The organism is Microbacterium sp. zg.B48 (assembly GCF_024623505.1).
Lineage (GTDB): Bacteria > Actinomycetota > Actinomycetes > Actinomycetales > Microbacteriaceae > Microbacterium.
This window is the reverse complement of record NZ_JANJFE010000018.1, coordinates 140,309-166,538: the sequence shown is the minus strand read 5'-3', so window position 1 is coordinate 166,538 and position 26,230 is coordinate 140,309. Positions and strand designations below refer to the sequence as shown.

Here is a 26,230-nt window from a genome sequence, read left to right as displayed (position 1 = left end):
GGCAATCCTAAGTCGGGTCCGTCCGGGCGCACGTCGCGACTGCGCGTAGGCTGACGCGGTGGACTCTGCGGCACCCAGGCGCGTCGCGCGAGAAGCAGAGCAGAGCACCCCCTTTCGCTGGACCGCACGCGCCGGATACGCCGCGAACGGCGTCGTGCACGTCCTGATCGGACTCATCGCGGTCGTCGTCGCCTTCGGCGGCGATGGCGACACGGATCAATCCGGTGCGCTCATGCTGATCGCCGGCGCACCGCTCGGTTTCGTTGCGCTGTGGCTGATCGCGATCACGCTGTGGGCGCTGGGCATCTGGCATTTCCTGGAAGGCATCCTCGTGCGGCCGGCCTCCGAGGACTACCGGGAGCTGGCGGCGAAGTGGGGCGGGCGCGTGGGCAGCTGGGGTCAGGCGGTGATCTTCGTCGCGCTCGGCGTGATCTCCGCATCCGTCGCACTGGGTGCGCGGGTGGATGCCGAGGAGGCGGCGGAGAATGCCAGCCGAGGTGTGCTGCAGCTTCCGGGCGGCTCCATCGTGCTGGGGCTCGTCGGGGTCGGGATCGGCATCGGCGGCATCGCCTTCGTGGTCATGGGCGTGCGCCGCACGTTCCGCAACAAGATCGACATCCCACGGCACGGCGTGGGCCGCTCGCTCGCCGGCCTGGGCGTGGTCGGATTCGTGGCGAAGGGCATCGCGCTGATCATCGTGGGCATCCTGCTGCTGGTGGCCGCGTTCACGACCGACCCCGGTGCCGCCGGCGGCCTGGACGGGGCGGTCTCCGCGCTCCTCGCCCTGGACTTCGGCCCCTGGCTGGTCGGCGCGGTGGGCGTCGGGTTCATCGCGTACGGGGTCTTCTGCTTCTTCCGTGCGCGGTTCGCCCGCTTCTGAGGGTTTCACCGGACTGTCAACCCCTGGCGACGGCCACGGCGGCGTGTGAGCCTCGAGGCATGGCTGATGAAGCGATGACACAGACCGACGCGATCGTGCGACTCAAGGAACTGGTGGAGGACATCGATTTCACGATGCTCACCACGCAGGACGCCTCGGGCAACCTCGTGTCACGTCCGATGAGCACCCGGCAGATGGATGAGAACGGGGACATCTGGTTCTTCACGGCGGAGGACACCAAGAAGGTCGACGAGGTCGAGGCCGACCACGACGTGGGACTGTCCTATCTCGACTCGAAGGGCATGCGGTTCGTCTCGGTCGCCGGCCGGGCACGTCTGGTGCACGACCGCGCCAAGATGGAGCAGCTGTACACCGGGTCGCTGGACATCTGGTTCGAAGACGGCCTGGACACGCCCGGGATCGCGCTGCTGAAGGTCACCCCGGTGGAATGCGAGTTCTGGGAGCCCAAGCACGGCAAGATCGTGATGGCGGCGGGCATGTTGAAGGCTCTGGTCACCAAGGACACGCCCGACGACACCATGCGCCACGAACGGATCAGCTGCTGACGTCGCTGCCGGTCAGCGCCGGCTGAGACGGGCCACCGCATCGGCGACCGAGACCAGTTCGCGATCCCCTGTGCGGCGATCCCACAGTTCGACCTGGCCCTCGACCGCACCGCGGCCGACGATGACGATCTGCGGCACGCCGACCAGCTCCGCATCACCGAACTTGACCCCCGGCGAGACCTTGGGGCGGTCGTCGTAGAGGACGTCCACGCCGGCTGCCTCCAGCTCCGCGGACAGCCTCTCGGCCACGTCGAAGACGACGGCATCGCGACCGGTCGCCACCACGTGCACGTCGAACGGCGCGACCGACGCCGGCCAGATGAGGCCCTTGTCGTCGTTGTTGAGCTCCGCGATGTTCGCGAGGATGCGGGTCACGCCGATGCCGTACGACCCCATCGTGACGGTGACGAGCTTGCCGTTCTCATCGAGGACCTTCAGGCCCAGCACGTCGGCGAAGAAGCGGCCGAGCTGGAAGACATGGCCGATCTCCATGCCGCGCGCGAGCTCGACGGGTCCCGATCCGTCGGGGGCGGGGTCTCCGGCGCGCACGTCGGCGGCCTCCACGTAGCCGTCGCCGAAGAAGTCGCGTCCAGCCACCAGGGAGTGCACGTGCTTCTGGTCCGCGTTGGCGCCGGTGATCCAGGCCGTGCCGTCCACGACACGGGGATCCAGCAGATATCGGATGCCGGTGGCCGACTCCTCGCCGAACACGGCGCCGGTGGGTGACCACGGGCCGATGTAGCCCTTGACCAGGAGCGGGTTCCTCTCGAAGTCCGCCTCAGTGGCCTGCTCCACGGTGGCGGGGGCGAAGGCGACCTCCACGCGCTTGTCGTCGATGTCGCGGTCGCCCGGGATGCCGACGATGACCACTTCGCGGGTGCCGTCCAGATGCGTGAGCGCCAGCACGACGTTCTTCAGCGTGTGCGCGGCCGTCCACTGCGTCAGCGCATCCGTGGCCGGACCCGCGATGCCGGGGGCCGGCGCGTCCAGGTGCGCGTTCGCGTGCGCCACGAGCGTCGCGATCGTGGGGGTGTTCGGCGAGTCGAAGATCACGGGCTCGGGCAGGCCGTCCAGCGGCAGCGGCTCGGGCGACACCGTCGTGAACGCTTCGACGTTCGCCGCGTAGCCACCGGCTGACCGGACGAAGGTGTCCTCGCCGATCGCGGTCGGGTGCAGGAACTCCTCGCTGCGCGCACCGCCCATGAGGCCGTTGTCGGCAGCGACGATGACGTATTCGAGTCCGAGCCGCTGGAAGATGCGCTCGTACGCGTCGCGCTGCCGCTGATACGAGGCATCCAGCCCCTCGTCGGTGTAGTCGAACGAGTAGGCGTCTTTCATCGTGAACTCGCGACCGCGCAGGAGGCCGGCACGCGGCCTGGCCTCGTCGCGGTACTTGTCCTGGATCTGGTAGATCGCCAGGGGCAGGTCCTTGTAGGACGAATACAGGTCCTTCACGAGCAGCGTGAAGAGCTCCTCGTGCGTGGGTGCGAGGAGGTAGTCCGCGTCCTTGCGGTCCTTCAGGCGGAAGATGCCATTGCCGTAGGTCTCCCACCGACCGGACTGCTCATAGGGGTCGCGCGGCACGAGCGCAGGAAAATGCACCTCGTACGCACCGGCGTTGGCCATCTCGTCGCGGATGATCGCCTCGATCTTGCCCTTGACCTTCAGACCCAGCGGCAGCCACGCGAAGATCCCCGGCGCCTGGCGCCGGATGTAGCCGGCGCGGACCAGCAGCCGATGCGAGGCGACCTCGGCATCGGAGGGGTCTTCGCGGAGCGTGCGGAGGAAATAGTGCGAGAGACGGGTGACCACGAGGGTCAAGTCTACGGACGTCGCGTCGCGGCCCGTTCTCCTTTCGCGCCGGCGCGGGTTTGACAACGGACGCCATTGCGGATGCAATATATTGCATCCGCAATGGGCTGCTCTGCGAACTCGCACGGTCAGGCATCCCCCCGACACACCCGTGTTGATCCGCCCCCCGAGGAGCCACGCATGAAGCTCGCCGAATTCCCCCGCTACCCGCTCACCTTCGGACCCAGTCCGCTCCAGCACCTGAAGCGGCTGACGCAGCACCTGGGCGGCGCCCAGGTCTGGGCCAAGCGCGAAGACGTATCCAGCGGTCTGGCCTACGGGGGTAACAAGATTCGGAAGCTCGAGTACATCGTGCCCGATGTCATCGCCTCGGGAGCGGACACGCTCGTCTCGATCGGCGGCTACCAGTCCAACCACACGCGACAGGTGGCCGCGGTGGCCGCGCATTTGGGCCTGAAGGCGCGCCTGGTGCAGGAGAAGTGGGTGCCGTGGGAGGACCCCACCAACGACCGGGTAGGGAACATCCTGCTCTCCCGCATGATGGGCGCCGACTCCCGGCTGGAGGACGCCGGCTTCGACATCGGGGTGCGCGATTCGTGGAAGAAGGCGCTGCGGGAGGTCGAAGCCGCCGGCGGCACGCCCTATCCGATTCCCGCCGGCGCCTCGGAGCACCCGCTGGGCGGTCTGGGTTTCGCCAACTGGGCGTTCGAGCTCGCCGAGCAGGAGCGGGCGCTGGGCATCACATTCGACACGATCATCGTCTGCACCGTGACCGGTTCCACGCACGCCGGGATGATCGCCGGCTTCGCGGCGCTGGAGGAGCTGACCGGCCTCCGGCGGCGGGTGCTGGGCATCGACGCCTCCGCGACTCTGGCTACAACGACGGATCAGGTGACCCGCATCGCCGGCCACACCGCGGAGCTGATCGAGCTGAGCCGCGAGCTGCGCGACGACGAGATCCAGGTCCTCGCGGGGTGGGCGGGCGACCGATACGGCATCCCGGTCGATTCCACGATGGCGGCGATGGCCGTGTGCGCGCAGTTGGAGGCGATGATCACCGACCCCGTCTACGAGGGCAAGTCCCTCGCCGGCCTGATCGAACTCGTGGGCTCCCGGGACATTCCGAAGGACTCGCACGTCCTGTACGCCCACCTGGGCGGGCAGCCGGCGATCAACGCGTACCACTCGCTCTGGCCGTAGACGCCGCCCGCGGCATCCGCTTCTCGGGTGAGGTGAACGGATCCGGCTCCCTGCGGTCGTCGCATCCGAATCCGGCGACGTTCTCCGAATCAGCGGATGCCGCGGCACGCGTGAAGCGGGAGTCGAAAGTCAGCTCGTGACGACCTGGGCCGTTCCGATCGGGGCGGCCGGACCCATCTCCGCCGCAAGCCGGTTGGCCTCCTCGATGAGCGTCGCCACGATCTCGGACTCGGGGACGGTCTTGATGACGTGGCCCTTGACGAAGATCTGACCCTTGCCGTTACCGGAGGCGACCCCGAGATCGGCCTCGCGCGCCTCGCCGGGGCCGTTGACCACGCATCCCATCACGGCGACGCGCAACGGAACCGTCATGTCTTTCAGGCCTTCGGTGACGTTGTCGGCCAGCGTGTAGACATCGACCTGGGCGCGCCCGCACGAGGGGCACGAGACGATCTCCAGTTTGCGCTCGCGCAGGTTCAGCGACTGCAGGATCTGGTGGCCGACCTTGACCTCTTCGGCCGGAGGCGCGGAGAGGGAGACTCGGATCGTGTCACCGATCCCCTCACCGAGCAGGATCCCGAACGCGGTCGCGCTCTTGATCGTCCCCTGGAAGGCTGGGCCCGCCTCGGTGACGCCCAGGTGCAGCGGCCAGTCGCCGCGCTCGGCGAGGAGCCGGTAGGCCTGGACCATGATCACCGGGTCGTTGTGCTTGACGGAGATCTTGAAGTCGTGGAAGTCGTGCTCCTCGAAGAGGGACGCCTCCCACACCGCGCTCTCCATCAGCGCTTCCGGCGTGGCCTTGCCGTACTTCTCCAGCAGACGAGGGTCCAGCGATCCGGCGTTCACTCCGATGCGCAGCGAGACGCCGGCCTCCTTCGCCCGCCGCGCGATCTCACCGACCTGGTCGTCGAACTTGCGGATGTTGCCCGGATTGACCCGCACCGCTGCGCACCCGGCGTCGATCGCCTGGTAGACGTACTTGGGCTGGAAGTGGATGTCGGCGATCACCGGGATCTGACTCTTCTGCGCGATGATGTGCAGCACGTCCGCATCGTCCTGGGACGGCACCGCCACCCGCACGATCTCGCATCCGGACGCCGTCAGCTCCGCGATCTGCTGCAGGGTGGCGTTGATGTTGGTGGTGGGCGTCGTCGTCATCGACTGCACACTGACCGGCGCGTTGCCTCCGACCAGCACCTTGCCCACTTTGATCTGCCTGGACTTGCGGCGGGGGGCGAGGGTTTCGGGGACCTTGGGCATCCCGAGATTCACTGCTGGCACGTGACCCAGCCTACGCCGCCGCGCCCGCACGAAGCCTGGATGCCCCCGCCATCCGCGCGAGGTCCGGCCCGACCGGAGCGGGGACGCACCGGCATCCGCGTCCGCCATCGGCAGCTGCCCATCCGTATCGGCCCATCCGAATCTGCACCCTGTGGTAGGTTCGGCCCATGCTTGCGAACCGCACCTGGTGGCCCGCCTTCTAGGCGGTGTGTTCGCGCGACCACAGACCGCCTCCGGGCGGTCTTCTTCGTAGGGCGACCGCCCCCACGACGAAAGACCGACCATGACCGGGTCTGCCCCGACTCCCCCGAACGATCTCGCCGTGCTGCTCGACATCGCCGCGCGCGGCATCCCGTTCGCCCTCGTCGCCCGCGACGCGGCGACGATCGAGCTGCTCACCGGTGATGTGATCGACGTCGACCTGTTGACCGACATCCCCCTGCAGGACGAACACGGTCGCGCTCAGGAGGTGCTCGCGCTCGTCCCCTTCCGGCAGGTGCGGGAGCGCGGATTCGAGTGCCACGACGATGGGGCGCCGTTGCGCTGCCTCGTCGTCCGGGAACGCACCCTCTTCGATCGGACTGCGGCGCTGGCGCAGCTGCCCTCCGCGCCGATTCCCCTCGCCGACGCCGGCTTCGACATCGCCGACGACGACTACGCCGGCATCGTCCGACGGGTCATCGCCGATGAGATCGGGCACGGTGAGGGCGCCAACTTCGTCATCCGGCGGGACTTCACGGCGAGCGTCGCCGCGGACGCCGCGGTGGCCGCCCTGACGTGGTTCCGGGCGCTGCTGGAGCATGAGCGGGGCGCGTATTGGACGTTCGCGATCGTCACCCCCGGGCACGTCGCGGTCGGCGCGAGCCCAGAGGCGCACGTCAGCGCGCGGGACGGCATCGTGACGATGAATCCCATCTCGGGGACGTTCCGTCACCCCGCAGGCGGCGCGACGAGCGAGACGCTGACCGAATTCCTCGAGTCCACGAAGGAGACCGAGGAGCTGTTCATGGTGGTGGATGAGGAGCTCAAGATGATGAGCGCCGTCTGCTCGGACGGCGGGCGGATCACCGGTCCGCATCTGAAGGAGATGTCACGGCTGACCCACACCGAGTACGTGCTGCGCGGCCGCAGCCGGCTCGACCCGCGCGCCATCCTGCGCGAGACGATGTTCGCGCCCACCGTCACGGGGTCGCCGATGCAGAACGCGTGCACGGTCATCTCGCGGCACGAACGGACACCGCGCGGGTACTACTCCGGAGTCGCCGCCCTCTTCACCCCCCGCACCGACGCGGTCCTGGCCGGCGAGTCCACGCACGACCTCGACGCGCCGATCCTGATCCGGACGGCGTACCTCGTCGACGGTCGTCTGCGCGTGCCGGTGGGCGCCACCCTGGTGCGCCACTCCGACCCGTTCGGCGAGGTGAGCGAGACGCACGGCAAGGCCGCCGGCGTGCTGGGCGCGATCGGCGCGATCCCCCGCGACCGGAAGGCCGAGCTCGCGCTGCCCACCGGTGCCGACGGCGACGCGCCATCCGCTCAGCCGCGGACGCTGGCCGACGATCCCGACATCGCCGCGCTGCTGGCCTCACGCAACGCCCGGCTCGCCTCGTTCTGGCTGAACCCGCAGGATTCGATCACCGCCGGTCCGTTCGAAGGGCGCAGCGCGATCGTCGTGGACGCCGAGGACCGCTTCACCACGATGCTCTCGCATCAGCTTCGCCACCTGGGCCTGGATGTCCGGATCGTCCCGTGGAGCGAGGTGACCGATGCCCAGATCGACGATGCGGAACTGATCGTCTCGGGCCCCGGTCCCGGAGATCCGCGCGACCCCGGCACACCACGGATGCGACGAATGCGCGAAGTGGTGGCCCGACGGCGCGCGTCCGGGCGGCCGCTGCTGGCGGTGTGCCTGAGCCATCAGATCCTGGCCGATGAGCTGGGCATCGAGCTGGCTCCCCTGGATGCTCCGCACCAGGGCCTGCAGAAGACCGTCGACCTGTTCGGAACGCCGGCATCCATCGGGTTCTACAACACCTTCACGGCCCGTGTGCCGGCCGGTGCCACCGTCCTCGGCGATGCCGAAGTCGCGGCGGACCCGATCACCGGCGACGTGTACGCGATGCGCGGCCCGGGGTTCGCATCGGTGCAGGGGCACCTGGAATCGATCCTCTCCCGCGACGGGATGACGACGCTCGAGCGCCTCGTCTCGGCGGCGCTCTCCCCGGTCGACGCCTGACCCGACCGTCTGCGCCGGGCGACGCCGTCGGTCGGGTCAGAGCGACGCCGTCGATCGGCTCAGAGCGACGCCGTCGATCGGCTCAGAGCGACGCCGTCGATCGGGTCAGAGGATCGACATCGGGTTGAAGATGTCGGCGAGGATCAGCACCGCACCCATCACGATCAGCCCGATGAAGACGGCGAAGGTCACCGGCACGAGCTTGGTCGCATCCACCGGCGCCGGCGGTGGCCGACGGAACAGCTTCGCCCAGGCTCGCTTGATGCCGTCCCACAGCGCCACGACGACATGGCCGCCATCCAGCGGCAGCAGCGGGATGAGGTTGAACACGAACAGGGCGATGTTCAGCGATGCCAGCAGCGCCAGGAACCCCGAGACGCGGTTCAGGATGGGCGCGTCGGCGGCGGCCACCTCCCCCGACAGGATGCCGGCGCCGACGATGCTCAGGGGCCCGTTCGGGTCGCGCTCCTGCCCGGTGACCAGCGTGACGCCGGTTTCGTACACTTTCACCGGCAGCTGCCAGATGATCCCGGCCACCGCGCCGACGTTCTCGATCGCCGCGGCCGGTCCTGCCCAGATCGGCTGGCGCACGAATGCGATCTCCGGGCCGATCCCCACGAATCCGACCTGCTGCATCTGCGCGTCGCCGTTCGCGTCCAGGATCGGCTGCCCCGCGGCATCCGTCACCGCCCTGGTCACCTGCGTGGGGGTGAGGGACACCGTCCGGCGCTCACCGTCACGCTCGATGAGGATGCTCAGCGGCTGCCCGGCCGACTCGCGGATGATCTCCGATGCCTCGGCGAAGGTCTCCACCGGCCGGCCGGCGACCTGGAGCATGACATCCCCCGGCTGCAGTCCGGCGGCCGCCGCGGGCGCGACCGCGTCGGCCGGGCTGCACTCGGTGCGCTCCGCGCCGGCCGGGATGACGCACTCGCTGACGCTGGCGATCACGGTGGTGGCGGTCTGCGTGCCGATGCCGGAGAGCAGGATGGCGAACAGGACCATCGCGAACAGCAGGTTCATGATCGGGCCGCCGAGCATGACGATGACGCGCTTCCACACCGGGAGCCGGTAGAAGACGCGCGTGTCCTCCTCGCCGATCAGTGTCTCGTCGTTGGCCGTGCGGGCGTCCTGGACCATCGTGGCGAAGAATCCGCCGCCGGCGCGGCCGTTGCGTCGGCCGGATCCGGCCGGCACCCGGTCCTTGGGCGAGGGCGGGTACATGCCGGCCATCGAGATGTAGCCGCCGAGCGGGATCGCCTTGAATCCGTACTGCGTCTCGCCGACCTGACGCGACCACAGGGTCGGCCCGAATCCGATCATGTATTGACCGACCCGCACGCCGAACTTCTTCGCCGGCACCAGGTGCCCCAGCTCGTGCAGGGCGATCGACACGGCAAGGCCCACGACCAGGAGGACGATGCCGATGGCGAACGCGAGGACAGTCACCCCGACACGCTACCGCCGGCCGCTCGGAGTTCGCCGAGCGCCGGGATTTCCCGGCCGGGGCGTCCAGCGGACGGGCGTGGTGATGCACCCGGCGGCGGGCGGGGCAGTGCGGCCGCCCTGCCCCGGCGCCGGGACCGGCATCGGGGAAAGCCGGAGCGACGGATGAGAGGATGGAGCCGCCATGGCGAATGACACTCCCTCCTCCCTGCCTCCCGTGCTGCGCCCGTACCACCCCCCGGTGCACACCCTGGAGGCTCTTGCCGCGCGATTCGGCCGCGAGACCCGCGGCGATCTGCGCGATGTGACCCTGACCGGACTCACCCTGGCCACTGCCGACCTGCGCCCCGGCGACGTGTTCGTCGCGGTGCAGGGCGTCAACCGCCACGGGGCGGAGTACGCCGCCGCAGCGGCGGAGAGCGGAGCGGTCGCGGTCGTGACGGATGCCGCCGGCGCCGACGCCGCCCAGGCCACCGGCTTGCCCGTCGTCATCGTCGAGGATCCCCGCGCCCAGCTGGGCGAGCTTTCTGCATGGGTGTACGGAACGGGGCGCGACGACGAGCTGCCGCTCCTGTTCGGCACGACCGGGACCAATGGCAAGACCAGCGTTTCGCACCTGCTGGAGGGGATCCTCACTCAGCTCGGGGTGAGAACGGGGCTGTCCTCGACCGCCGAACGGCACATCGCCGGGCAGGTCATCGTCTCCCGCCTGACCACGCCCGAGGCGTATGAGATGCACGCGCTCCTCGCGCTGATGCGCGAGCGCGGCGTCGAAGCGGTCGCCGTCGAGGTCAGCGCGCAGGCTCTGAGCCGGCGCCGGGTGGACGGTCTGGTGTTCGACGTCGCGGCCTTCACCAACCTCTCCCACGACCACCTCGATGACTACGCGGACATGCGCGAATACTTCGAGGCGAAGCTGCCCCTCTTCCGGCCCGACCGCGCCCTGCGCGCGGTGATCTCGCTCGACTCCGCCCCCTCCGCAGAGGTGGTGGCGCGGTGCGAGATTCCGTTCGTGACCGTGGGCACCCCCGCGATCGCCGCAGACGCGGACGCTGCGGCCGCCGCGGACTGGGTGGTCGAGATCCTCGACGAGCGGCAGACCGGCACCGAGTTCCGCCTCTCCTCCGCGGACGGGCGTTCCCTCACGACGATCGTCCCGGTCATCGGCCGTCACATGGCCGCCAATGCCGGCCTGGCCATCGTGATGATGCTCGAGGCCGGCTACGAATGGGACCGGCTGGCTGCTGCGCTGGCCCGCGATGGCGGCATCCAGGCGTATCTGCCCGGCCGCACCGAGCGGGTGTCCGGCGAGCGGGGGCCGGCGGTCTATGTGGACTTCGGCCACTCGCCCGACGCGTTCGAGAAGACGCTGGCCGCCGTCCGACGGGTGACCCCGGGCAGGGTGCTCATGCTGTTCGGCGCCGACGGGGACCGGGACGCGTCCAAGCGCCACGACATGGGCCGCACCGGCGTCGAAGGCAGCGACATCCTCGTCGTCACCGACCATCACCCGCGCTTCGAGGACATCGACACGATCCGTGCGACCCTGATCGAGGGGGCGCGTCGGGCGCGGCCGGATGCCGAGATCCACGAATACTCACCGCCGGAGCTGGCGATCGTCGAGGCGGTCAAGCTGGTCGGCGAGGGCGACGCGATCCTGTGGGCAGGACCCGGACACCAGGACTACCGGGACATCCGCGGCGTCCGCACCCCGTACTCCGCCCGCGAACTGGCCCGCCGGGCGCTGCGGGACGCGGGCTGGCCGGTTCCCGAGCCGCGCTGGCCGGTGCCCTACCCCGACTGAGCCCCCGCTGCGGCGCCGCTGTCCGCTCTCCGCTCGCCGCTGTCCGCTCCCCTGGCGCGAAGTGCCGGGCCGCTCCGCGTGTCGTGACAGGCGAGCCGAGGGGATGCCGCGCGGACGGCCCCGTCAGGCGCGTACCGCGATCGCGCGGTCCGCGGCATCCCTGGCCCACCGCTCCGCCTCGGCGAGCGACGCGCGCGTGACCGGACCCGAGCCCGGTTCGTGCGCCTCCACGACCCGCTCGATCAGCTCGACGATGCCGGGGAACGACAGGCGACCCTCGTGGAACGCGTCGACGGCCTGCTCGTTGGCCGCGTTGAACACCGCGGGGTAGGTGCTGCCGGCGCTGCCGACCTTCTTCGCCAGGCTTACGGCGGGGAAGGCCTCCTCGTCGAGCGGTTCGAAGGTCCAGGATGCCGCGACCGTCCAGTCGATCGGCCGTCCCACACCCCCGATGCGGTGCGGCCAGTCCAGACCCAGCGAGATGGGCAGCCGCATGTCCGGCGGCGAGGCCTGGGCGAGCGTGGACCCGTCGATGAACTCCACCATCGAGTGCACCATCGACTGAGGATGAACGACGACGTCGATCTGGTGGTACGGCACGCCGAACAGGAGGTGCGCTTCGATCACCTCGAGCCCCTTGTTGACCAGGGTCGCCGAGTTGGTCGTCACCATCCGGCCCATGTCCCAGGTGGGGTGGGCCAGGGCCTCGGCCGGTGTGACATCGGCCAGGGCCGCGCGCGAGCGACCACGGAAAGGACCGCCGGATGCTGTCAGCACCAGTCGGCGCACCTCGGAGCGGTCTCCGGCCAGGAGTGCCTGCGCGATGGCGGAGTGCTCGGAGTCGACCGGGACGATCTGGCCCGGCCGGGCGATCGCGGTGACCAGCTCGCCCCCCACGATCAGAGACTCCTTGTTGGCCAGCGCCAGGGTCCGGCCCGTCTCCAGCGCGGCGAGGGTCGGTCCCAGTCCGACCGAGCCGGTGATGCCGTTGAGCACGACGTCGGCCTCGACATCGCGCACCAGCTGCTCGGCCTCGTCCGCCCCGAGGGCCGTGTACTCCACCTGGAACTGCTCGGCCTGCGCCTGCATCGCCGCGCGGTTGGAGCCGGCGGACAGCCCCACCACCTCGAAGCGCCGCGGGTGAGAGCGGATGACCTCGAGGGCCTGGGTGCCGATCGAGCCCGTGGACCCGAGGATGATGACGCGACGCATGAAGTCATGCTAGTTACTCGCGCGCGGCGGCCGCCCTCGGTGACGGGGCGAGCACGGAGGGTGCGGCCAGGCGCTGGTCTGCCGCACCCTCGGTGCCGGGTCTCCTACTGGGCTGCGACCGGGGCGTGCTCGAGGCCGAGGATGTCGACCACGAAGACGAGCGTCTCGCCCTTGAGGTCGGCGTCGTTGATCTCGCCCTCGCCGTAGCCGAAGGCCGGCGGGATCACCGCGACGACCTGGGAGCCGACGGTCTGCCCCTCGAGCGCCTGACGGAAACCGTCGACCACACCGGTGGTCTGGAACGACGTGGGCGCACCGGCCTCCCAGCTGGAGTCGAACACGGTGCCGTCCGACCACTTCACGCCGGAGTACTGCACCAGCACGGTGTCGCCGCTGAGAACGGTGGGCCCATCGCCCTTCTTCAGGGTTTCCAGCTCCACCTCGGTCGGCGCGTCGCCGTCCGGCAGTTCGACCGTCGGGGCGCCGTCGTCATCGAGCGTGACCACGGGCATCCCCTCGACGGGCTCCTGCGGCTCGCCCCAGGCGGCGGTCGGGACGACATCGAGGAAGTCGAACACATACACCTCACCGGCGTTCGGGTCGCTGGGCGGGAACGTCGCGACCACCCGGGTGCCCGGCGTCGCGCAGCCCAGGATCTGACCGATCGGGTTGTCGGGCGAGATCTGGGCCGGCAGCAGCGGGGTCTCGCCGTAGCCGATCGCGCCGATATTCTCGCCGGTTTCAGCGCTGAAGCCGGTCAGCGCGAACCGCACCAGCTGCCCCGCCTCGACCGGGTCGCCCGAGCCCTCCTCGATCACGGTGGACTGAAGCTCGGGGATCTCCAGGGGGAAATCGAACGTGGCGGCGGCTTCCTCGCCCGCCGCGCCCTCGACCGTGACCGCCTCGGCGGCGGCACCCGAGGGTGCTTTGGCCTCGCACAGATCGACGACCGAGGCGGATGGACTCGCGGAGTCATCCGGCGTGCCCGACGCGCAGCCGGCCAGGAGAAGGGCCGAAAGCGCGGCGACGGACAGGGCTGCGAGCGGGCGAATGCGCAAAATGAACCTCTGAGAAGGGGAAAGGGGGAATCCCCATCTTCTCGCATGTTTCCTCTGTCTCCGCTGAGAGGTGACTATGCCAACGCTGGAATGAATACGGGAGTACCCTCAACGGGTGACTTCCGCGGAGATCCCCGACGCCCGAGAAGCCGACTCCCCCGATCAGCCAGCCGTCCGGCAGATGGGTGCGACGTACGGTTTCGGGCGCTACGTGGTGGCACCCCTCGCGCGGCTGATCTATCGTCCCCGCGTCGAGGGCAAGGCGAACGTCCCCAAGACCGGGCCGGTCATCTTCGCGAGCAACCACCTGTCGTTCATCGACTCGATCGCCATTCCGATCGCCGCGCCCCGACCCGTTCATTTCCTCGCCAAATCGAGCTACTTCGACGGTCCCGGCATCGCCGGGTGGTTCTCGCGCGAGTTCTTCACAGCGATCGGTGCGGTGCCGGTCAAACGCGGAGCGGGGCAGGCCGCGCTGGATGCGCTGGATCAGCAGCGCCAGCTGCTGGAGACCGGCAGCGCCGTCGCGCTGTACCCGGAGGGCACGCGTTCGCTCGACGGCCGGCTGTACAAGGGCCGCACCGGTGTGGCCTTCCTCGCCCTGCAGACCGGGGCCCCCGTCGTTCCGGTGGGCCTGATCGGCACCGACCGGGTGATGCCGGTCGGTGCCCGGTTCCCGGCGCTGACACCGCGGGTGACGGTCCGCTTCGGTGAGCCGCTGGATCTGTCCCACCACGGCCCCGCCGATTCCGGCAAGGCGCGGCGCCTGGCGACGGATGACATCATGGCGGCCATCCATGCGCTCTCCGGCCAGGAGCTGGCCAACGCCTACAACGAGGCGCCCGCGCACAGCCCGATCGAACGGATCAAGCAGGTCCTCCCGCACGAGCGTCGCTAGGGCCGCGGCACCCCCGAGGCGTGATCGGCGCCCTGGCCGCTCGCGGACGGGACTGCGGGGAGCGCGACGACGGTCGGCTCGTGCCGCACAGGGAAGTTGACCGAGTTGGCGATGAAGCACCACTCGTGTGCCTGCGCGTGCGCGGAGGTGGCGGCATCCACCATGGACTCCTCGGCGACGATGACGTGCGGCCGCAGCAGGACCTCACGGAATGCGCCGCCTCCGCGTCCGTCCTCCACCATCACACCGGATGCCGCATCCCGGTAGCCGACGACGACCACGCCGGCCTTCACGCAGGCATGCAGGTACGACAGCAGATGGCACTCGCTGAGCGCGGCGAGCAGCAGATCCTCCGGGTTCCACCGCGTCGGATCGCCACGGAACGGCTTGTCGGCGGACGCCGGAAGATCCGGCTTGCCGTCGATCTGGATGGTGCAGGACCGATCGTAGTCACGGTAGCCACTGGTCCCGCTGCCCCGATCGCCGGTCCACGTCGTGCGCAGCTCGTAGCGGTGTTCGCCCAACATTCCCCCAGTCTGACACCCCGGGTGCACGCTCGTCCGACGGTAGGCTGGCGGGGTGCCGCAGACCTTCGCCGCAGCCGACGCCGTCGAACTGGCCGTCGTGGAGCGCAGCGGCTTCATCGAGTCCCGTCACACCGGCTCCGCCATCGTCCTCGGCCCCGACGGGACGGTCGTCGCCGCGGTGGGTGACACTGTGGCGCCGATCCTGCCCCGCTCCAGCCTGAAGCCGATCCAGGCGCTGGCGTGCCTGACCGCCGGCGCGCCGCTCGAGGGCGAGCGACTCGCCCTGTCCACCGCGAGCCATGCCGGAACGGACCGGCACGTGTCCGTGGTGCGGGACATCCTCGACGCGGCCGCGCTCGGCGAGGACGCGTTGGGCTGCCCGGCCGCCTGGCCGGGGGATCAGTCGACCCGCGACGAGGTGGTCCGCGATGGCAGCGGCCCCGCGGCGATCCGGATGAACTGCTCCGGCAAGCACGCCGCGATGCTGCTGACGTGCGTGTCCAACGGCTGGCCCACCGACAGCTACCTCCAGCCGCAGCATCCGCTGCAGGCGCACATCCGCGACGTGGCGGAGCGACTGGTCGGCGAACGGGCGGCCACCACGGCGATCGACGGCTGCGGCGCCCCGGTGTTCTCGATGAGCCTGGCCGGCCTGGCCAAGGCCATCCACCGGATCGGAACCGCCGCTGAGCGCTCGCCCTTCGCGCTGCACCGCAGCGCCGGCGCCCTCGTGCGCGCCGTGCGCGAGCACCCGTGGACGATCGACGGTCCCGGGCGTGCCGACACGGTGGTCATCGAGCGACTCGGGGTGTTCGCGAAGGGCGGCGCCGAGGGCGTCATGGTCATGGTCGCGCCCAACGGCACGACGGTGGCCCTGAAGATGCTCGACGGAAGCGGGCGGGCGGCCACCATCGTCGCGCTCCGGCTGCTCGAGCGCGAGGGTGCGCTCGCCGCGTCCGATGTCGCGGATGCGGTGGCGAAGCTTCCTCTGTCGGTCACCGGCGGAGGGCAGGTCGTCGGGGCGATCCGCCCCGCGTTGTAGAGGCGCCCCCACAAGGGGCGTGAGCGCTCCAACGGCGGAGCGGAAAGGATTCCCCACGATGAGGATCAGCGTCCCCACCGAAGTAAAGAACAACGAGTACCGGGTGGCGCTGACGCCCTCCGGCGTCCACGACCTCGTCCAGGCAGGCCACGAGGTGTTCGTGCAGCGCGGCGCGGGCCTGGGCTCGTCCATGCCCGACGCCGAGTACGAGGCCGCGGGAGCAGAACTGCTCGACGAGGCAGCGGATGTCTGGGCGCGAGCCGAGCTGCTGCTGAAGGTGAAAGAGCCAATCGCCGAGGAGTACGGCTACTTCCGCGGCGATCTGGTGATCTTCACCTACCTGCACCTGGCCGCCGACCGGCCGCTGACCGAGCGGCTGATCGCCGATCGGGTCACCGCGATCGCGTACGAGACCGTCCAGCTGCCCGGCGGCGGGCTGCCCTTGCTGGCCCCGATGAGCGAGGTCGCCGGGCGACTGGCACCGACGGTGGGGGCGGCGACGCTGATGCGCTCGGCGGGAGGGCTGGGGCTGCTGATGTCGGGCGTGCCCGGCACGCGGCCGGCCCGCGTCACGATCATCGGCGGTGGAGTCGCCGGGGCCAACTCGGCGGTGATCGCGGCGGGGCTCGGCGCCGATGTGACGATCTTCGACACCAACATCCAGCGTCTGCGCTTTCTGGACGACCACTTCCAGGGGCGGGTCAAGACCGCGGCGTCCAACCCGCTGGATCTGGACCGCGCCGTCGTGGAGTCGGACCTGGTCATCGGATCGGTCCTGATCCCGGGAGCCAAGGCGCCCAAGCTGGTCACGAACGACATGGTGGCCCGGATGCGGCCGGGCAGCGTGCTGGTGGACATCGCCGTCGACCAGGGCGGCTGCTTCGAGGACACCCGGCCGACCACACACGCCGATCCGACGTTCCCGGTGCACGGCAGCATCTTCTACTGCGTCGCCAACATGCCCGGCGCAGTGCCGAACACGTCCACCTCCGCCCTGACCAATGCGACGCTTCCGTACATCCGGCAGATCGCCCGGCACGGCTGGAAGGACGCGCTGCGCGCCGACGCGGCGCTGACCGCAGGGCTGAACACGGTCGCCGGCGCCGTCGTGAACGCCGGGGTGGCCACCGCACACGCCCTGGAACTGGTCCCCCTCGCAGACGCGGTGGCCTGACGGCGGGTGCAGGGCCGCGCTAGACCAGCCCGCCGTCGATCGACCGGCCGTACTCGGCGGGGTCCTCAGGGACCAGGACGGGCGTTTCCCGATTGAGGCTCTCGCCCCGGAAGAACGGTTTGGACCGCGGGAACGCGAACCACAGCAGCATCAGCACCACCCCGAACGCCAGTGCCCCGATACCGAGGACGAATGTGCCGCCGATCCCGAACAGCACCGTGTAGCCGTAGTCGACGTCGTACATGTCGATGGCGGACTGGATGAACGCGTAGGTGAGCATCAGCGCGCCCAGGAGCGGGAGCAGTCCCTTGTAGATGAAGTCCCGGGCGGACATGAACAGTTCGCGACGGAAGTACCAGACGCACGCGTAGCCGGTGATCGCGTAGTAGAACGCGATCGCGAGTCCCAGCGAGAGGATCGAGTCCTGCAGGATGTTGTCGCTGATCAGCGTCATGCCGACGTAGTAGACGGACGCCACGACGCCCATCACGAGCGTCGAGAAGGACGGTGTCTTGTATCTGGGGTGGACGGTGGCGAACCGCTTCGGAAGCGCCCGGTAGGCGGCCATGGACAGCGTGCCGCGAGCGGTGGGAAGAATCGTCGTCTGCGTCGATGAGATCGCCGAGATCATCACCGCGACCACCAGGACCCAGCCGACCGGTCCGAGCAGGCCGTCCTTGATCGCGAGGAAGAAGTCGTCGGCAATCGCTTCGTTGCCCAGCCCGGTTCCGGTATCGCCCAGGCCCGCGTACATCATCGCGGCAACGGTCACCCCGACGTAGGTGACCAGGAGGATGACGGTGGTCAGCAGCGCGGCCCGACCGGGGATGCGCTTGGGGTCCTTCGTCTCCTCGTTCAGAGCCAGGCACGTGTCCCAGCCCCAGTAGATGAACAGGGCGAGCAGGATCGCCTCGACGAAACCGCTCCATTCGGTGAAGGCGAAGGGGTTGAACCACGCCCAGTCGAAGGGCGTCGGATTCGGTGCGGTGCCGGCGAAGAACTGCCATAGCGCCGCGACGACGAAGACCACAAGGGCCAGATATTGGATGCCGAGCAGGATGTTCTGGATCCGCTCGCCGATCTCGACACCGCGCCAGCTGACCCAGGTCATCAGCGCGATGAAGACCACGCCGGTGGCCGTCACGAGCGCGACGTCGTCGGAGAGCAGGCTGCCGTCGGGGTTGCCCACGATGCCGTCCACGAGCGCCCAGAAGTAGATGCCGGCGATCTGCGCCAGGTTCGCGAGGACGACCATTCCGGCCACGGCGACGCCCCACCCGCCGAGCCATCCGACCCAGGGCCCGAACGCCTTCGAGGCCCACGTGAAGGTGGTCCCGCAGTCGGGGACGGCGTTGTTCAGTTCGCGGTACGCGAAGGCGATGAACAGCATGGGCACGAACGCGATGACGAACGCGATAGGCGCCTGTGCTCCGACCGCGAGCACGACGAAGCCGAGTGTCGCCACGAGGGAGTAGACCGGCGCGGTGGAGGCCAAGCCGATGACGGTCGAGCCCCACAGGCCGAGCGTTCCGGCCGCGAGTCCTTTCCCTTCGGGTCGGTCCAGGATTGTCGGGGATGTAGCCACACTGCGAACGTATGGGGCGCCCTCCGCCCCGGTCAATAGCGGCGCTGCTCCGGCTCGGCCGGCAGGACGATGCGCTCCGGCGCCCCTCCCGCGCTAAGCAGCCATGCGCGCGGGGCGCCCGGATCGCAGTACGGCGGCAGCGCACGCTCGCCGGTCAGCAACCGCAATTCCGACGCGAACGACGATTCGACGACGAAGTCGTGGTCGGATCGGATGGTGCTGAGCGCCCGCCAGTGGCGCTGCCATTCCTCGGCATCCCCCGCCACCACGATGGGCGGCCCGGCCGCCCACTCCGTCTCACCGGAGTATTCGTCCAGCGAGAGCACCGACGCGCCCTGCCGTGCCCACTCCGAGAGCACGCCGCGCGCAGCCGGCGACCGCCGCAGCACGACACCGGTCAGCGGTCGGTCCGGATGCCACGGTTGGGTCGTCCTGGACCGCACGGTCGCCTGCGCGGGGCCGGTCGCGACCTGGACGGCACGCCCGTCCAGGCGACCGCGACCCGGAGGGCTGCCCGGCGCGTAGTGGGCGGGGTCACCGCCCGCGGTGACGTACTCGGCGCGCGAGGCCGCGGCGAGCATCAGCCGATGTGGCAGCAGGTCCGCGAGCCGCGCGACTGCGCCCACCAGCCGCTGCGCGGATGCGGCCACGAAGATGCCCGCCGAACCCGCGCCGCGGACCAGCCTCTCCAGTCGCTCGACCAGCTCGCGGGAGTACTCCAGAGGAAGCGCGGAGGCGAGCGCGTCCAGATCGTCGAGCACGACCAGGCTGGCCGGCGCGGGTGCGTGCCGGGCGAGTGCGCAGACGGCATCCCATCCCTCCTCCCCCCTGGACGGCACCCAATGCACCTCACCCGGCGCCTGCCCGGCGAGGGTGCGCAGCGCCGTCGTCTTGCCGCTGCCTCCCGCACCGACGATGAGCAACCCGCGTTCGCGCAGGCCCACCCCGACCGGGCGCTGTCGCTGCTGATCGGGTTCGTCGGCGAGCCCGATCAGCAGCGTGTCGCGCGGGCGTGCGACCGCGGCGACCAGATCCTCGACCTCGACCCGGTCGGGCAGTTCGGGCAGCCACGGCCTGCGCGGAGCCGGTCCGTCGGTGGAACGCACCACCGCTTCGACATCCGCAGCGCTGGACAGCGCGATGCGCACGCGGCGCAGCGCCGGATCTGCCGCCGCACGCACCAGCGCCAGACCGCGGCCGGCCGCTCCGCCCGGGAGCGAGGCGGCCTCCTCGCTGCCGAGGATCACGCGGCTGTCCTGCGCGTCGGTGACACGCAGGCTGATCCGTAGCGGACAGTTGGCGAGGAGGCTCTCACGGACGACGCCGGAGGGTCGCTGTGTGCCCAGGACCAGGTGCATTCCGAGCGCGCGTCCGCGCGCTGCCACATCGGTGAACACGGCGTGCAGCTCGGGATGCTCGCCCAGGAGCGCGGCGAACTCGTCGACGACGATCACCAGCCGCGGCAGCACTACCCGCGGATCCAGGATGTCGCGGGCGCCCGCGCGGGACAGCTCCGTCTCGCGCCACCGCACTTCGGCACGGAGGCTCTCGATCGCTCGCCGCGCGCCGGCGCCGTCCAGATCGGTGAGCACGCCGGTGACGTGCGGAATGCCCGCGAGCGCGTCGAACGCGGTGCCCCCCTTGAAGTCGGCCAGGAGGAAGCTGACCTCGCTGGTCGAGTGCGTCGCGCACAGCGCCACGACCCACGTGACCAGAAGCTCGGACTTGCCGGCCCCGGTGACTCCGGCCACCACGGCATGCGGGCCGTCCGCGACGAGGTCGATCACGAAGGTCTCGCCCGCCTCGTGCCCGATCACGGCGGGCAATCGCCCGCGGGCCGCGGTCGGCGCGTCCGCCAGCAACGGGGCCAAGGCGACGGTCTCGGGCGTGCGGGCTGTCCCGAGGAGTCGGGCGGCGCGCGCCGCGAGTTCGTCCGCCAGCGTCGCCGCCTGGCCCAGGCTGAGCGCTTCCACGGCGATCTCACGCACATCGCCCTCGGCGTCGATGTGCGCGCGGCCCGGTGAGATGACGGTCAGCACCGATCCGCACGCCGGCGGCGGCGCGACCTCCGCGCGCACGATCGCGATCTCGGCTCCCGGGGGAATCGCCTGGCCCGGGCCGACCAGGCACAGGGCCGTGCCGGTGCCGGCCTGGCGGTGCGGGAGACGCTCCGCCCATTCGTCCTCGCCCCGGACCGGACCGATGATCCGAAGCTCGCCGGGTGGAAGCGCCATGCACAGCTGGATCGCCAGGGCACGGGCGACCGCGCCGGCCAGCACCGGCCGCCCGACGATGGCGATGCCGGAGGCCGCCGCGACCACCACGGGCGCGCGCTCGAGGCGTGCCGCCCGGGCGCGGAGCTGAACCGATTCGGGGTCGTCGCCGCCGCCGGTCACCCGCACCTCGCTGCGATCGGTGCCCGCGCCGACGACCAGCGCGTGCCCCCGCCCCGGGACGGGGCGCCAGATCTCGCCGTCGCGGGCGAGGAAGGCCGCCACATCCGGGTGCCGCGCCCACCGGCGTGCGCGTTCGTCGGCGTGCCGCTGGCCGATCTGGCTCGCAACCCGAGCGCGGGCGCTCCGTGCGCGGGACTCGGCACGTCTGCGCTCCCGGCGCGCGCCGCGGATGCCGTCGAGCATGGTCGCTCCGGCGATCAGCGGACCGAGCGCCGCGAACCAGAGCGTGAGCACGGACCCCGTGACGGCCCACAGCCCCACCGCACCCAGCACGGGGATCACCGAGGCCAGGATCGGCACGCCCGGCCGCGCAGGCGGGTGCCAGGGCGCCGGCAGCTCGAGCGGTTCAGCCGAAGTGGCGGCGCCGTCCGGCGAGGAGGACGGCGGGAGCGGGGCGGGGGCGGCGGACCGGAGCACGCCTGCAGTCAACCCGCCCGTGCGCCGGTCCGCGAGGGATCGGGTGGTCCGTGTGGATGAGTCCAGCCCGGCTCAGGCTGGGGAGGAGGCCGTGTCGGTCGCGGAGCCGGGCGTATCCTGGCTGCCCCATGCGACGTCCAGGACGATGACGGTGATGTTGTCGCGACCGCCGTTCTCGAGTGCGGCATCGAGCATCGCGTTCACGGCATCGGCGGGGTCGGCGTTCTCCGTCAGGAAATGCTGGATGCCGTAGTCCGTCAGTTCCTTCGTCAGACCGTCCGAGCAGATCACGAACCGGTCGCCATCCAGTACGTCCAGTCGGACATAGTCAGGAGAGACGCTCTCGCTCGGGCCGACGGCGCGAGTGATGACGTTGCCGTACGGATGGTTCTCGGCCTCTTCCGGACTGAGCCGCCCGGCGGCGATGAGCTCTTGAACGACGGAGTGGTCGGTCGTGATCTGCTCGATCACGCCGTCACGGAACAGATACACGCGGGAATCGCCGATGTTCAGAGTGACCCAGTGCGGCGGATCTTCGTTGACGTCGAGGTACACGCCGGTCAGCGTCGTGCCGGTGCCGTCGTCGGTGGTCTCCGGGTGCGAGGCGATGTCCTTGACCGCGCGCGACAGCGCCTTCTCGATCGTCTTCGGGGTGACCGCCCCCGCTGTGACGACACCGCCCAGGCGATCGACCGTGCTGGCACTGGCGATCTCACCGCCGATGTGCCCGCCCATGCCGTCGGCCACGATGAAGAGCGGGTAGCTGGTCAGCAGGGCGTCCTGGTTGACCTCACGTCTGCGGCCGGTGTGGGTCGCGCCCGCCCAGGTCAATTCGATCGTCCCGCTCGCCACCGACACCGATTGGAAGTGGGTGGATACTTCGGGCACGCCCTGTCCTCCCGTTAGCCGACATCGGCGGCGACATGACCGGTCTTGGTCTCATCGACGTGCTCACATCCTACTGGACTCCCCCACGCTGCCCGGTTGCGCTGGTCGCTCCACACGTCGGCGGCCGCATCCTCGGCAGTGTGTTCGCTGATAGCGAACATGCCCGGCTAGACGCGGGCTGCCGGGTCTTCTGGAAGCGGGAACAGCGCGTCGATCGTCTCGAGATCCTCGGCCGACGGCGACCACGCGGCTGCGGCGGCCGCATTGGCGCGGACCTGCTCGGCGCTGGTCGCGCCGGCGATGACGCTGCTGAGCGCCGGGCGTGACAGCATCCAGCCGAAGGTCGCCTCCAGCATCGAGATGCCGCGCTGGTCGCAGAAGCCCTGGTACTGCTCCAGCGCGTCCCACGGGGCCTCCTCCCAGACGTGCCTGCGCTGCATCATGATGCGACTGCCGGCGGGGCCGCCCTCGCGCGTGAACTTCCCGGTCAGCAGCCCGTTGTGCAGCGGGAAGAACGGGAAGAACCCCACGCCGAACCGCTCCACAGCCGGGAGCACCTCTCGCTCGGCGGCACGCGCGAGCAGGCTGTAATGGTTCTGCGCGGAGATGAAGCCGGTGCCGCGATCGGGCGCGGTGAAATCCGCCTCCGCGATCTGCCAGCCGGCCAGATTCGAGTGGCCGTAGTAGCGGATCTTCCCCTCCCGGACGAGGTCATCCAGGACGGAGATGGTCTCGGCGATCGGCGTGCCGGCGTCCGGCACATGCAGCTGGTACAGGTCGATCCAGTCCGTGCGCAGCCGGGTCAGCGATGCTTCGACGGCCGTGCGCACGTAGGACCGGGAGCCCTTGGCCGCCGTGGTCGCGTAGCCCATGTCACGCCCGGGATGACCGAACTTGGTGGCCAGCACCACGCGGTCGCGGCGTCCTTCGAGCGCGCGACCCATCAGCGTTTCACTCAGACCCGGCTCGGCGCCATACATGTCGGCGGTGTCCAGGAAGGTGATCCCCGCATCGAGAGCAGCCTCCAGCACCTCCGCGGTGCCTTCCAGGGTCTGTGTGTTCGTACCGGGTCTGCCGAAGTTGTTGCAGCCGAGACCGACCGCGGAGACGAGGAGGCCGGATGCGCCGACGCGGCGGTGGGGCAGGGTGCTGTCTGGCGAACTCATCCCTCCACGCTAACGCCGCTGCACAGCGGTCGGCGTCACCGCCGGCGGCAGCGGAAGCCCCCACCGACGGTGGGGGCTTCCGCCAGACGCGCGGGCGCTAGCCCTGCGGGCGTTCCGGCGCGGGGGGCGTCGTGGGCGGCTCGGGCGCGGCCGGCGGCTCGGGCGCCGCAGGCGGGGCAGCGGGCGGTTCCGGGGCGGACGGCCCCGCGGCCGGGGGCGCCGGGGGCGGCGTGTAGCCGGGAGGGGCCGGAGGCGGCGCGTACCCGGCGGGCGGCGGCGGGGGCGCGTACCCTGCCGGCGGCGGCGGCGCGTAGCCTGCCGGCGGCGGCGGCGGGTAGGCCCCGGGGGCGGGATACTGCATGCCTGCGGACTGGTAACCGCCCACCGGTGTCTGGTTCGGGACTCCGGCCCAGACCGTACGGTCGGCGAGGAACGAGTTGTTCGCCCACGGCGCGGGGGGCACGGCCGGGTTCCAGCGCGACCTGTCGAAGGCGAGGATACCCAGCCACACGATGCTCAGGAAGAAGTAGAGGATCAGCCAGACCGGCTCCTTCTGCAGCTTCAGTCCCACCCGCCACGCGGCCAGCAGAGTCACTGCGAGGGTCGCCAGGCCGACCAGCCAGCCGAGCACCGGAATCCAGCCGAGCAGGATCGATGCGCCGATCGCGATCAGGATCAACCAGGGACTCAGGTCTCCGAGCTTGCTGAAGACCATCGTGTTGTAGACGGGCACCCACGCCCGCCACCTGCCCTGCACGCCCGCTTTATCGAAGATCTTCATCAGGAAGATGGAACTGAGAATGTAGAAGCCGAGCGCGAAAATCACCCAGAAGAATGCGAAAGCGGCCCAGATCGCGATCAGGGACCCGTCGGGATAGTCGTACATGAGCGTCCTTCCCAGAGACGAACGACGACGTGCACCACGTCGGCGAGGCATCCGCCCTGCTGGTCACATGCTAGCGACGGCGGGGGTGACCGCGCAGGCATTGGTCGATACTCGCCACACGTGTCGCCGGTCGCTAGCCTTGCGGGGACCCCCAGACGACGTGGAAGGACCCACATGACCGACTCGACCACCCCCACGCCCCCACCGCTTCCCAGCCAGCCCGCCGCCCAGGCCGCACGCGCGGCGGAACCGGTCACGACCGCCTCGCCGACCTACGATCCAGGGGCAGACCCGGACGACACCGGCGTGCCGAGCTCCCTCGGCGGAGAGTTCGACGACGTGAGCCGGGGGTTCTTCCGAGCCCTCTTCGACCTGTCGTTCCGGACGTTCATCACACGCCGCCTGGCGAGCGTGTTCTATCTCGTCGGGCTCGTCGCGATCGCCATCGGCTTCATCGTCTACTTCGTCACCGGGCTGGTCAACGGCATCTCCGCGCTGTTCTTCAACGTCGGTGCCGGGATCTCACTGATCGTGGCGACGCTCATCATCGTCCCGATCGTGACGTTCCTGGCGGTCGTCGTGCTCCGCTTCGTGATCGAGGCGGTCGTCGCGCTGATCGCGATCGCCGAGAACACCGAGCGCACGGCGGAGAACACCCGGGACACCCTGCGGCGCTGACCCCTCAGGCGAACAGCTGGAGTTCGCCCGTTCTGCCTGAGCGGGTCCTCAGGCCGGCGGCATCCGCCCAGCGGCTGAACGCGCGCACCGAGCCGATCCGCGGGCGGCTGTCCGCCAGCGCGCGCACCAGTGCACCCTTCGCGTGCTTGTTGAAGTGGTTCAGTGCGCGCACGGTACCCTCGGGCCCTTCGCTGACCACGCGCACGTACACCGACGGGAGCGATGCCGGCACGGGTCCCAGCGCGACGTAGGCCTCCGAGCGCAGGTCGAGCACGAAGCGCGAGGGTGATGCGCTCAGCGCCGCAGTCACCGCATCCGCCCAGACCCGTCGCAGCGGCGGCGCGCCCGGCAGCGAGACGCCGGCTCCGAGCCGGTACGCCGGAATGCGATCCAGCGCGCCGACCGGTCCGAGCGGCGCGGTGTGGATGAGCGTGTTCGCTCCGAGCCAGCGCCGGGCCGGGGGGTCCAGGGATGCCGCGTCCAGCGCGTCGTAGAGCACCCCGGTGTAGCGGTCGATGGCCGGCATCGTGGGTGCGGAGCGCAAGACGGCGTTGCGTGCGACCTCGTGGTGCTGCGTGGCTCCGAGGCCGAGCGCGCGCGCCGCCGCCGCGGCATCGGCCGACAGCGAAATGAGAGCGTCGAGGACCAGTTCGCGCTGCGGACGCAGTCCGGGCAGGGCGAGGGCCTCCAGGTCCAGAGACGCCGAACCCCCTCCGGACCGCTTGGTCTCGGAGGGGGGCAGCAGAACGAGCAAGCTACCGCATGATCGCCGCGTTGCCCGCGACGATGGTGACGACGTCGTTCTCGACGGAGAGGAAGCCGTCCTGTGCGTTGGCGACGATCTTGTTGCCGTCTTCGAGCGTGATGCGCACCTCGCCGGCCGCGAGCACACCCAGGATGGGCTCGTGACCGGTCATGATGCCGATCTCGCCGAGGACGGTCCTGGCCACGACGAGGCTCGCCTCGCCGGACCAGACCTCGTGGTCGGCCGCGACGAGGTTGACGGTGAGCGCCATGA

The 26,230-nt window shown here is 70.3% G+C and carries 22 protein-coding genes; 9 read left to right on the top strand and 13 right to left on the bottom strand.

Annotation, left to right across the window (positions count from 1 at the left end; genetic code table 11):
* The first annotated feature begins 58 nt into the window (after positions 1–58).
* Together NQ152_RS17310 and NQ152_RS14695 are read left to right on the top strand one after the other, a co-directional pair.
* A complete protein-coding gene (locus NQ152_RS17310; protein ID WP_257524530.1) occupies positions 59–880 on the top strand; it encodes a DUF1206 domain-containing protein in 822 nt (273 codons plus the stop codon).
* 59 nt (positions 881–939) lie between these two features.
* Positions 940–1,446 carry a pyridoxamine 5'-phosphate oxidase family protein gene (locus tag NQ152_RS14695; protein WP_257524529.1) on the top strand — a complete coding sequence of 169 codons (507 nt, stop codon included), beginning with the start codon at positions 940–942 and terminating at the stop codon, positions 1,444–1,446.
* Positions 1,447–1,458: 12 nt separating this feature from the next.
* On the opposite strand, the gene NQ152_RS14690 is transcribed toward NQ152_RS14695, so the two are convergent.
* A complete protein-coding gene (locus tag NQ152_RS14690; RefSeq protein ID WP_257502773.1) occupies positions 1,459–3,258 on the bottom strand; it encodes a proline--tRNA ligase in 1,800 nt (599 codons plus the stop codon).
* A 180-nt stretch (positions 3,259–3,438) separates the two neighbouring features.
* Here NQ152_RS14690 and NQ152_RS14685 point away from each other — a divergent pair, with 180 nt between their 5' ends.
* Positions 3,439–4,458: a 1-aminocyclopropane-1-carboxylate deaminase gene (locus tag NQ152_RS14685; protein WP_257524528.1), complete on the top strand. Its 1,020-nt coding sequence runs from the start codon at positions 3,439–3,441 to the stop codon at positions 4,456–4,458.
* A gap of 129 nt (positions 4,459–4,587) precedes the next feature.
* Here the strand turns inward: NQ152_RS14685 and ispG are convergent, their stop codons facing one another.
* Positions 4,588–5,739: a flavodoxin-dependent (E)-4-hydroxy-3-methylbut-2-enyl-diphosphate synthase gene (ispG, locus tag NQ152_RS14680; protein WP_257502776.1), complete on the bottom strand. Its 1,152-nt coding sequence runs from the start codon at positions 5,737–5,739 to the stop codon at positions 4,588–4,590.
* 283 nt (positions 5,740–6,022) lie between these two features.
* On the opposite strand from ispG, the gene NQ152_RS14675 reads away from it, so the two are divergent.
* Positions 6,023–7,975: an anthranilate synthase family protein gene (locus NQ152_RS14675; protein WP_257524527.1), complete on the top strand. Its 1,953-nt coding sequence runs from the start codon at positions 6,023–6,025 to the stop codon at positions 7,973–7,975.
* A 105-nt stretch (positions 7,976–8,080) separates the two neighbouring features.
* On the opposite strand, the gene NQ152_RS14670 is transcribed toward NQ152_RS14675, so the two are convergent.
* Complete coding sequence (locus NQ152_RS14670) at positions 8,081–9,424, bottom strand: site-2 protease family protein (RefSeq protein WP_257524526.1); 1,344 nt, start codon at positions 9,422–9,424, stop codon at positions 8,081–8,083.
* 181 nt (positions 9,425–9,605) lie between these two features.
* Here NQ152_RS14670 and NQ152_RS14665 point away from each other — a divergent pair, with 181 nt between their 5' ends.
* The gene (locus NQ152_RS14665) at positions 9,606–11,225 is read left to right on the top strand and encodes a Mur ligase family protein (RefSeq protein WP_257524525.1); all 1,620 of its coding nucleotides are present in this window, start codon (positions 9,606–9,608) and stop codon (positions 11,223–11,225) included.
* 123 nt (positions 11,226–11,348) lie between these two features.
* Here NQ152_RS14665 and NQ152_RS14660 read toward each other — a convergent pair whose 3' ends face one another.
* Positions 11,349–12,437, bottom strand: a complete 1,089-nt coding sequence (locus NQ152_RS14660; protein WP_257502780.1) for a 1-deoxy-D-xylulose-5-phosphate reductoisomerase — start codon at positions 12,435–12,437, stop codon at positions 11,349–11,351.
* A gap of 104 nt (positions 12,438–12,541) precedes the next feature.
* Complete coding sequence (locus NQ152_RS14655) at positions 12,542–13,495, bottom strand: FKBP-type peptidyl-prolyl cis-trans isomerase (protein WP_257502781.1); 954 nt, start codon at positions 13,493–13,495, stop codon at positions 12,542–12,544.
* Between the two features lie 181 nt (positions 13,496–13,676).
* On the opposite strand from NQ152_RS14655, the gene NQ152_RS14650 reads away from it, so the two are divergent.
* On the top strand, positions 13,677–14,393 hold the full coding sequence (locus NQ152_RS14650; protein ID WP_257524607.1) for a 1-acyl-sn-glycerol-3-phosphate acyltransferase: 717 nt from the start codon (positions 13,677–13,679) through the stop codon (positions 14,391–14,393).
* On the opposite strand, the gene NQ152_RS14645 is transcribed toward NQ152_RS14650, so the two are convergent.
* Positions 14,390–14,920: an OsmC family protein gene (locus tag NQ152_RS14645; RefSeq protein ID WP_257524524.1), complete on the bottom strand. Its 531-nt coding sequence runs from the start codon at positions 14,918–14,920 to the stop codon at positions 14,390–14,392. The two genes, NQ152_RS14650 and NQ152_RS14645, sit on opposite strands and share 4 nt — an antisense overlap.
* Positions 14,921–14,972: 52 nt before the next feature.
* Between NQ152_RS14645 and NQ152_RS14640 the strand changes: the two genes are divergently transcribed.
* The gene (locus tag NQ152_RS14640) at positions 14,973–15,962 is read left to right on the top strand and encodes an asparaginase (protein ID WP_257524523.1); all 990 of its coding nucleotides are present in this window, start codon (positions 14,973–14,975) and stop codon (positions 15,960–15,962) included.
* Between the two features lie 58 nt (positions 15,963–16,020).
* Positions 16,021–17,136, top strand: a complete 1,116-nt coding sequence (gene ald, locus NQ152_RS14635; RefSeq protein WP_257524522.1) for an alanine dehydrogenase — start codon at positions 16,021–16,023, stop codon at positions 17,134–17,136.
* Between the two features lie 19 nt (positions 17,137–17,155).
* Here ald and NQ152_RS14630 read toward each other — a convergent pair whose 3' ends face one another.
* The 5 genes from NQ152_RS14630 to NQ152_RS14610 all read right to left on the bottom strand — a co-directional run bounded on the left by NQ152_RS14630 (position 17,156) and on the right by NQ152_RS14610 (position 24,534).
* Complete coding sequence (locus NQ152_RS14630; RefSeq protein WP_257524521.1) at positions 17,156–18,721, bottom strand: APC family permease; 1,566 nt, start codon at positions 18,719–18,721, stop codon at positions 17,156–17,158.
* Positions 18,722–18,753: 32 nt separating this feature from the next.
* Positions 18,754–21,594 (bottom strand): FtsK/SpoIIIE domain-containing protein, encoded by a 2,841-nt coding sequence (locus tag NQ152_RS14625; protein ID WP_257524520.1) that lies wholly within the window; start codon positions 21,592–21,594, stop codon positions 18,754–18,756.
* A gap of 72 nt (positions 21,595–21,666) precedes the next feature.
* Positions 21,667–22,482, bottom strand: a complete 816-nt coding sequence (locus NQ152_RS14620) for a PP2C family serine/threonine-protein phosphatase (protein ID WP_257502788.1) — start codon at positions 22,480–22,482, stop codon at positions 21,667–21,669.
* A gap of 167 nt (positions 22,483–22,649) precedes the next feature.
* Complete coding sequence (locus tag NQ152_RS14615; RefSeq protein ID WP_257502789.1) at positions 22,650–23,648, bottom strand: aldo/keto reductase; 999 nt, start codon at positions 23,646–23,648, stop codon at positions 22,650–22,652.
* 97 nt (positions 23,649–23,745) lie between these two features.
* On the bottom strand, positions 23,746–24,534 hold the full coding sequence (locus NQ152_RS14610; protein ID WP_257524519.1) for a DUF5684 domain-containing protein: 789 nt from the start codon (positions 24,532–24,534) through the stop codon (positions 23,746–23,748).
* A 174-nt stretch (positions 24,535–24,708) separates the two neighbouring features.
* On the opposite strand from NQ152_RS14610, the gene NQ152_RS14605 reads away from it, so the two are divergent.
* The gene (locus NQ152_RS14605; protein WP_257502792.1) at positions 24,709–25,212 is read left to right on the top strand and encodes a DUF4282 domain-containing protein; all 504 of its coding nucleotides are present in this window, start codon (positions 24,709–24,711) and stop codon (positions 25,210–25,212) included.
* Between the two features lie 4 nt (positions 25,213–25,216).
* Here the strand turns inward: NQ152_RS14605 and NQ152_RS14600 are convergent, their stop codons facing one another.
* Positions 25,217–25,966, bottom strand: coding sequence for a YaaA family protein (locus NQ152_RS14600; RefSeq protein ID WP_257524518.1), 750 nt, complete (start codon positions 25,964–25,966; stop codon positions 25,217–25,219).
* A gap of 1 nt (position 25,967) precedes the next feature.
* A complete protein-coding gene (locus NQ152_RS14595; protein ID WP_257502794.1) occupies positions 25,968–26,228 on the bottom strand; it encodes a F0F1 ATP synthase subunit epsilon in 261 nt (86 codons plus the stop codon).
* Positions 26,229–26,230: the final 2 nt, after the last annotated feature.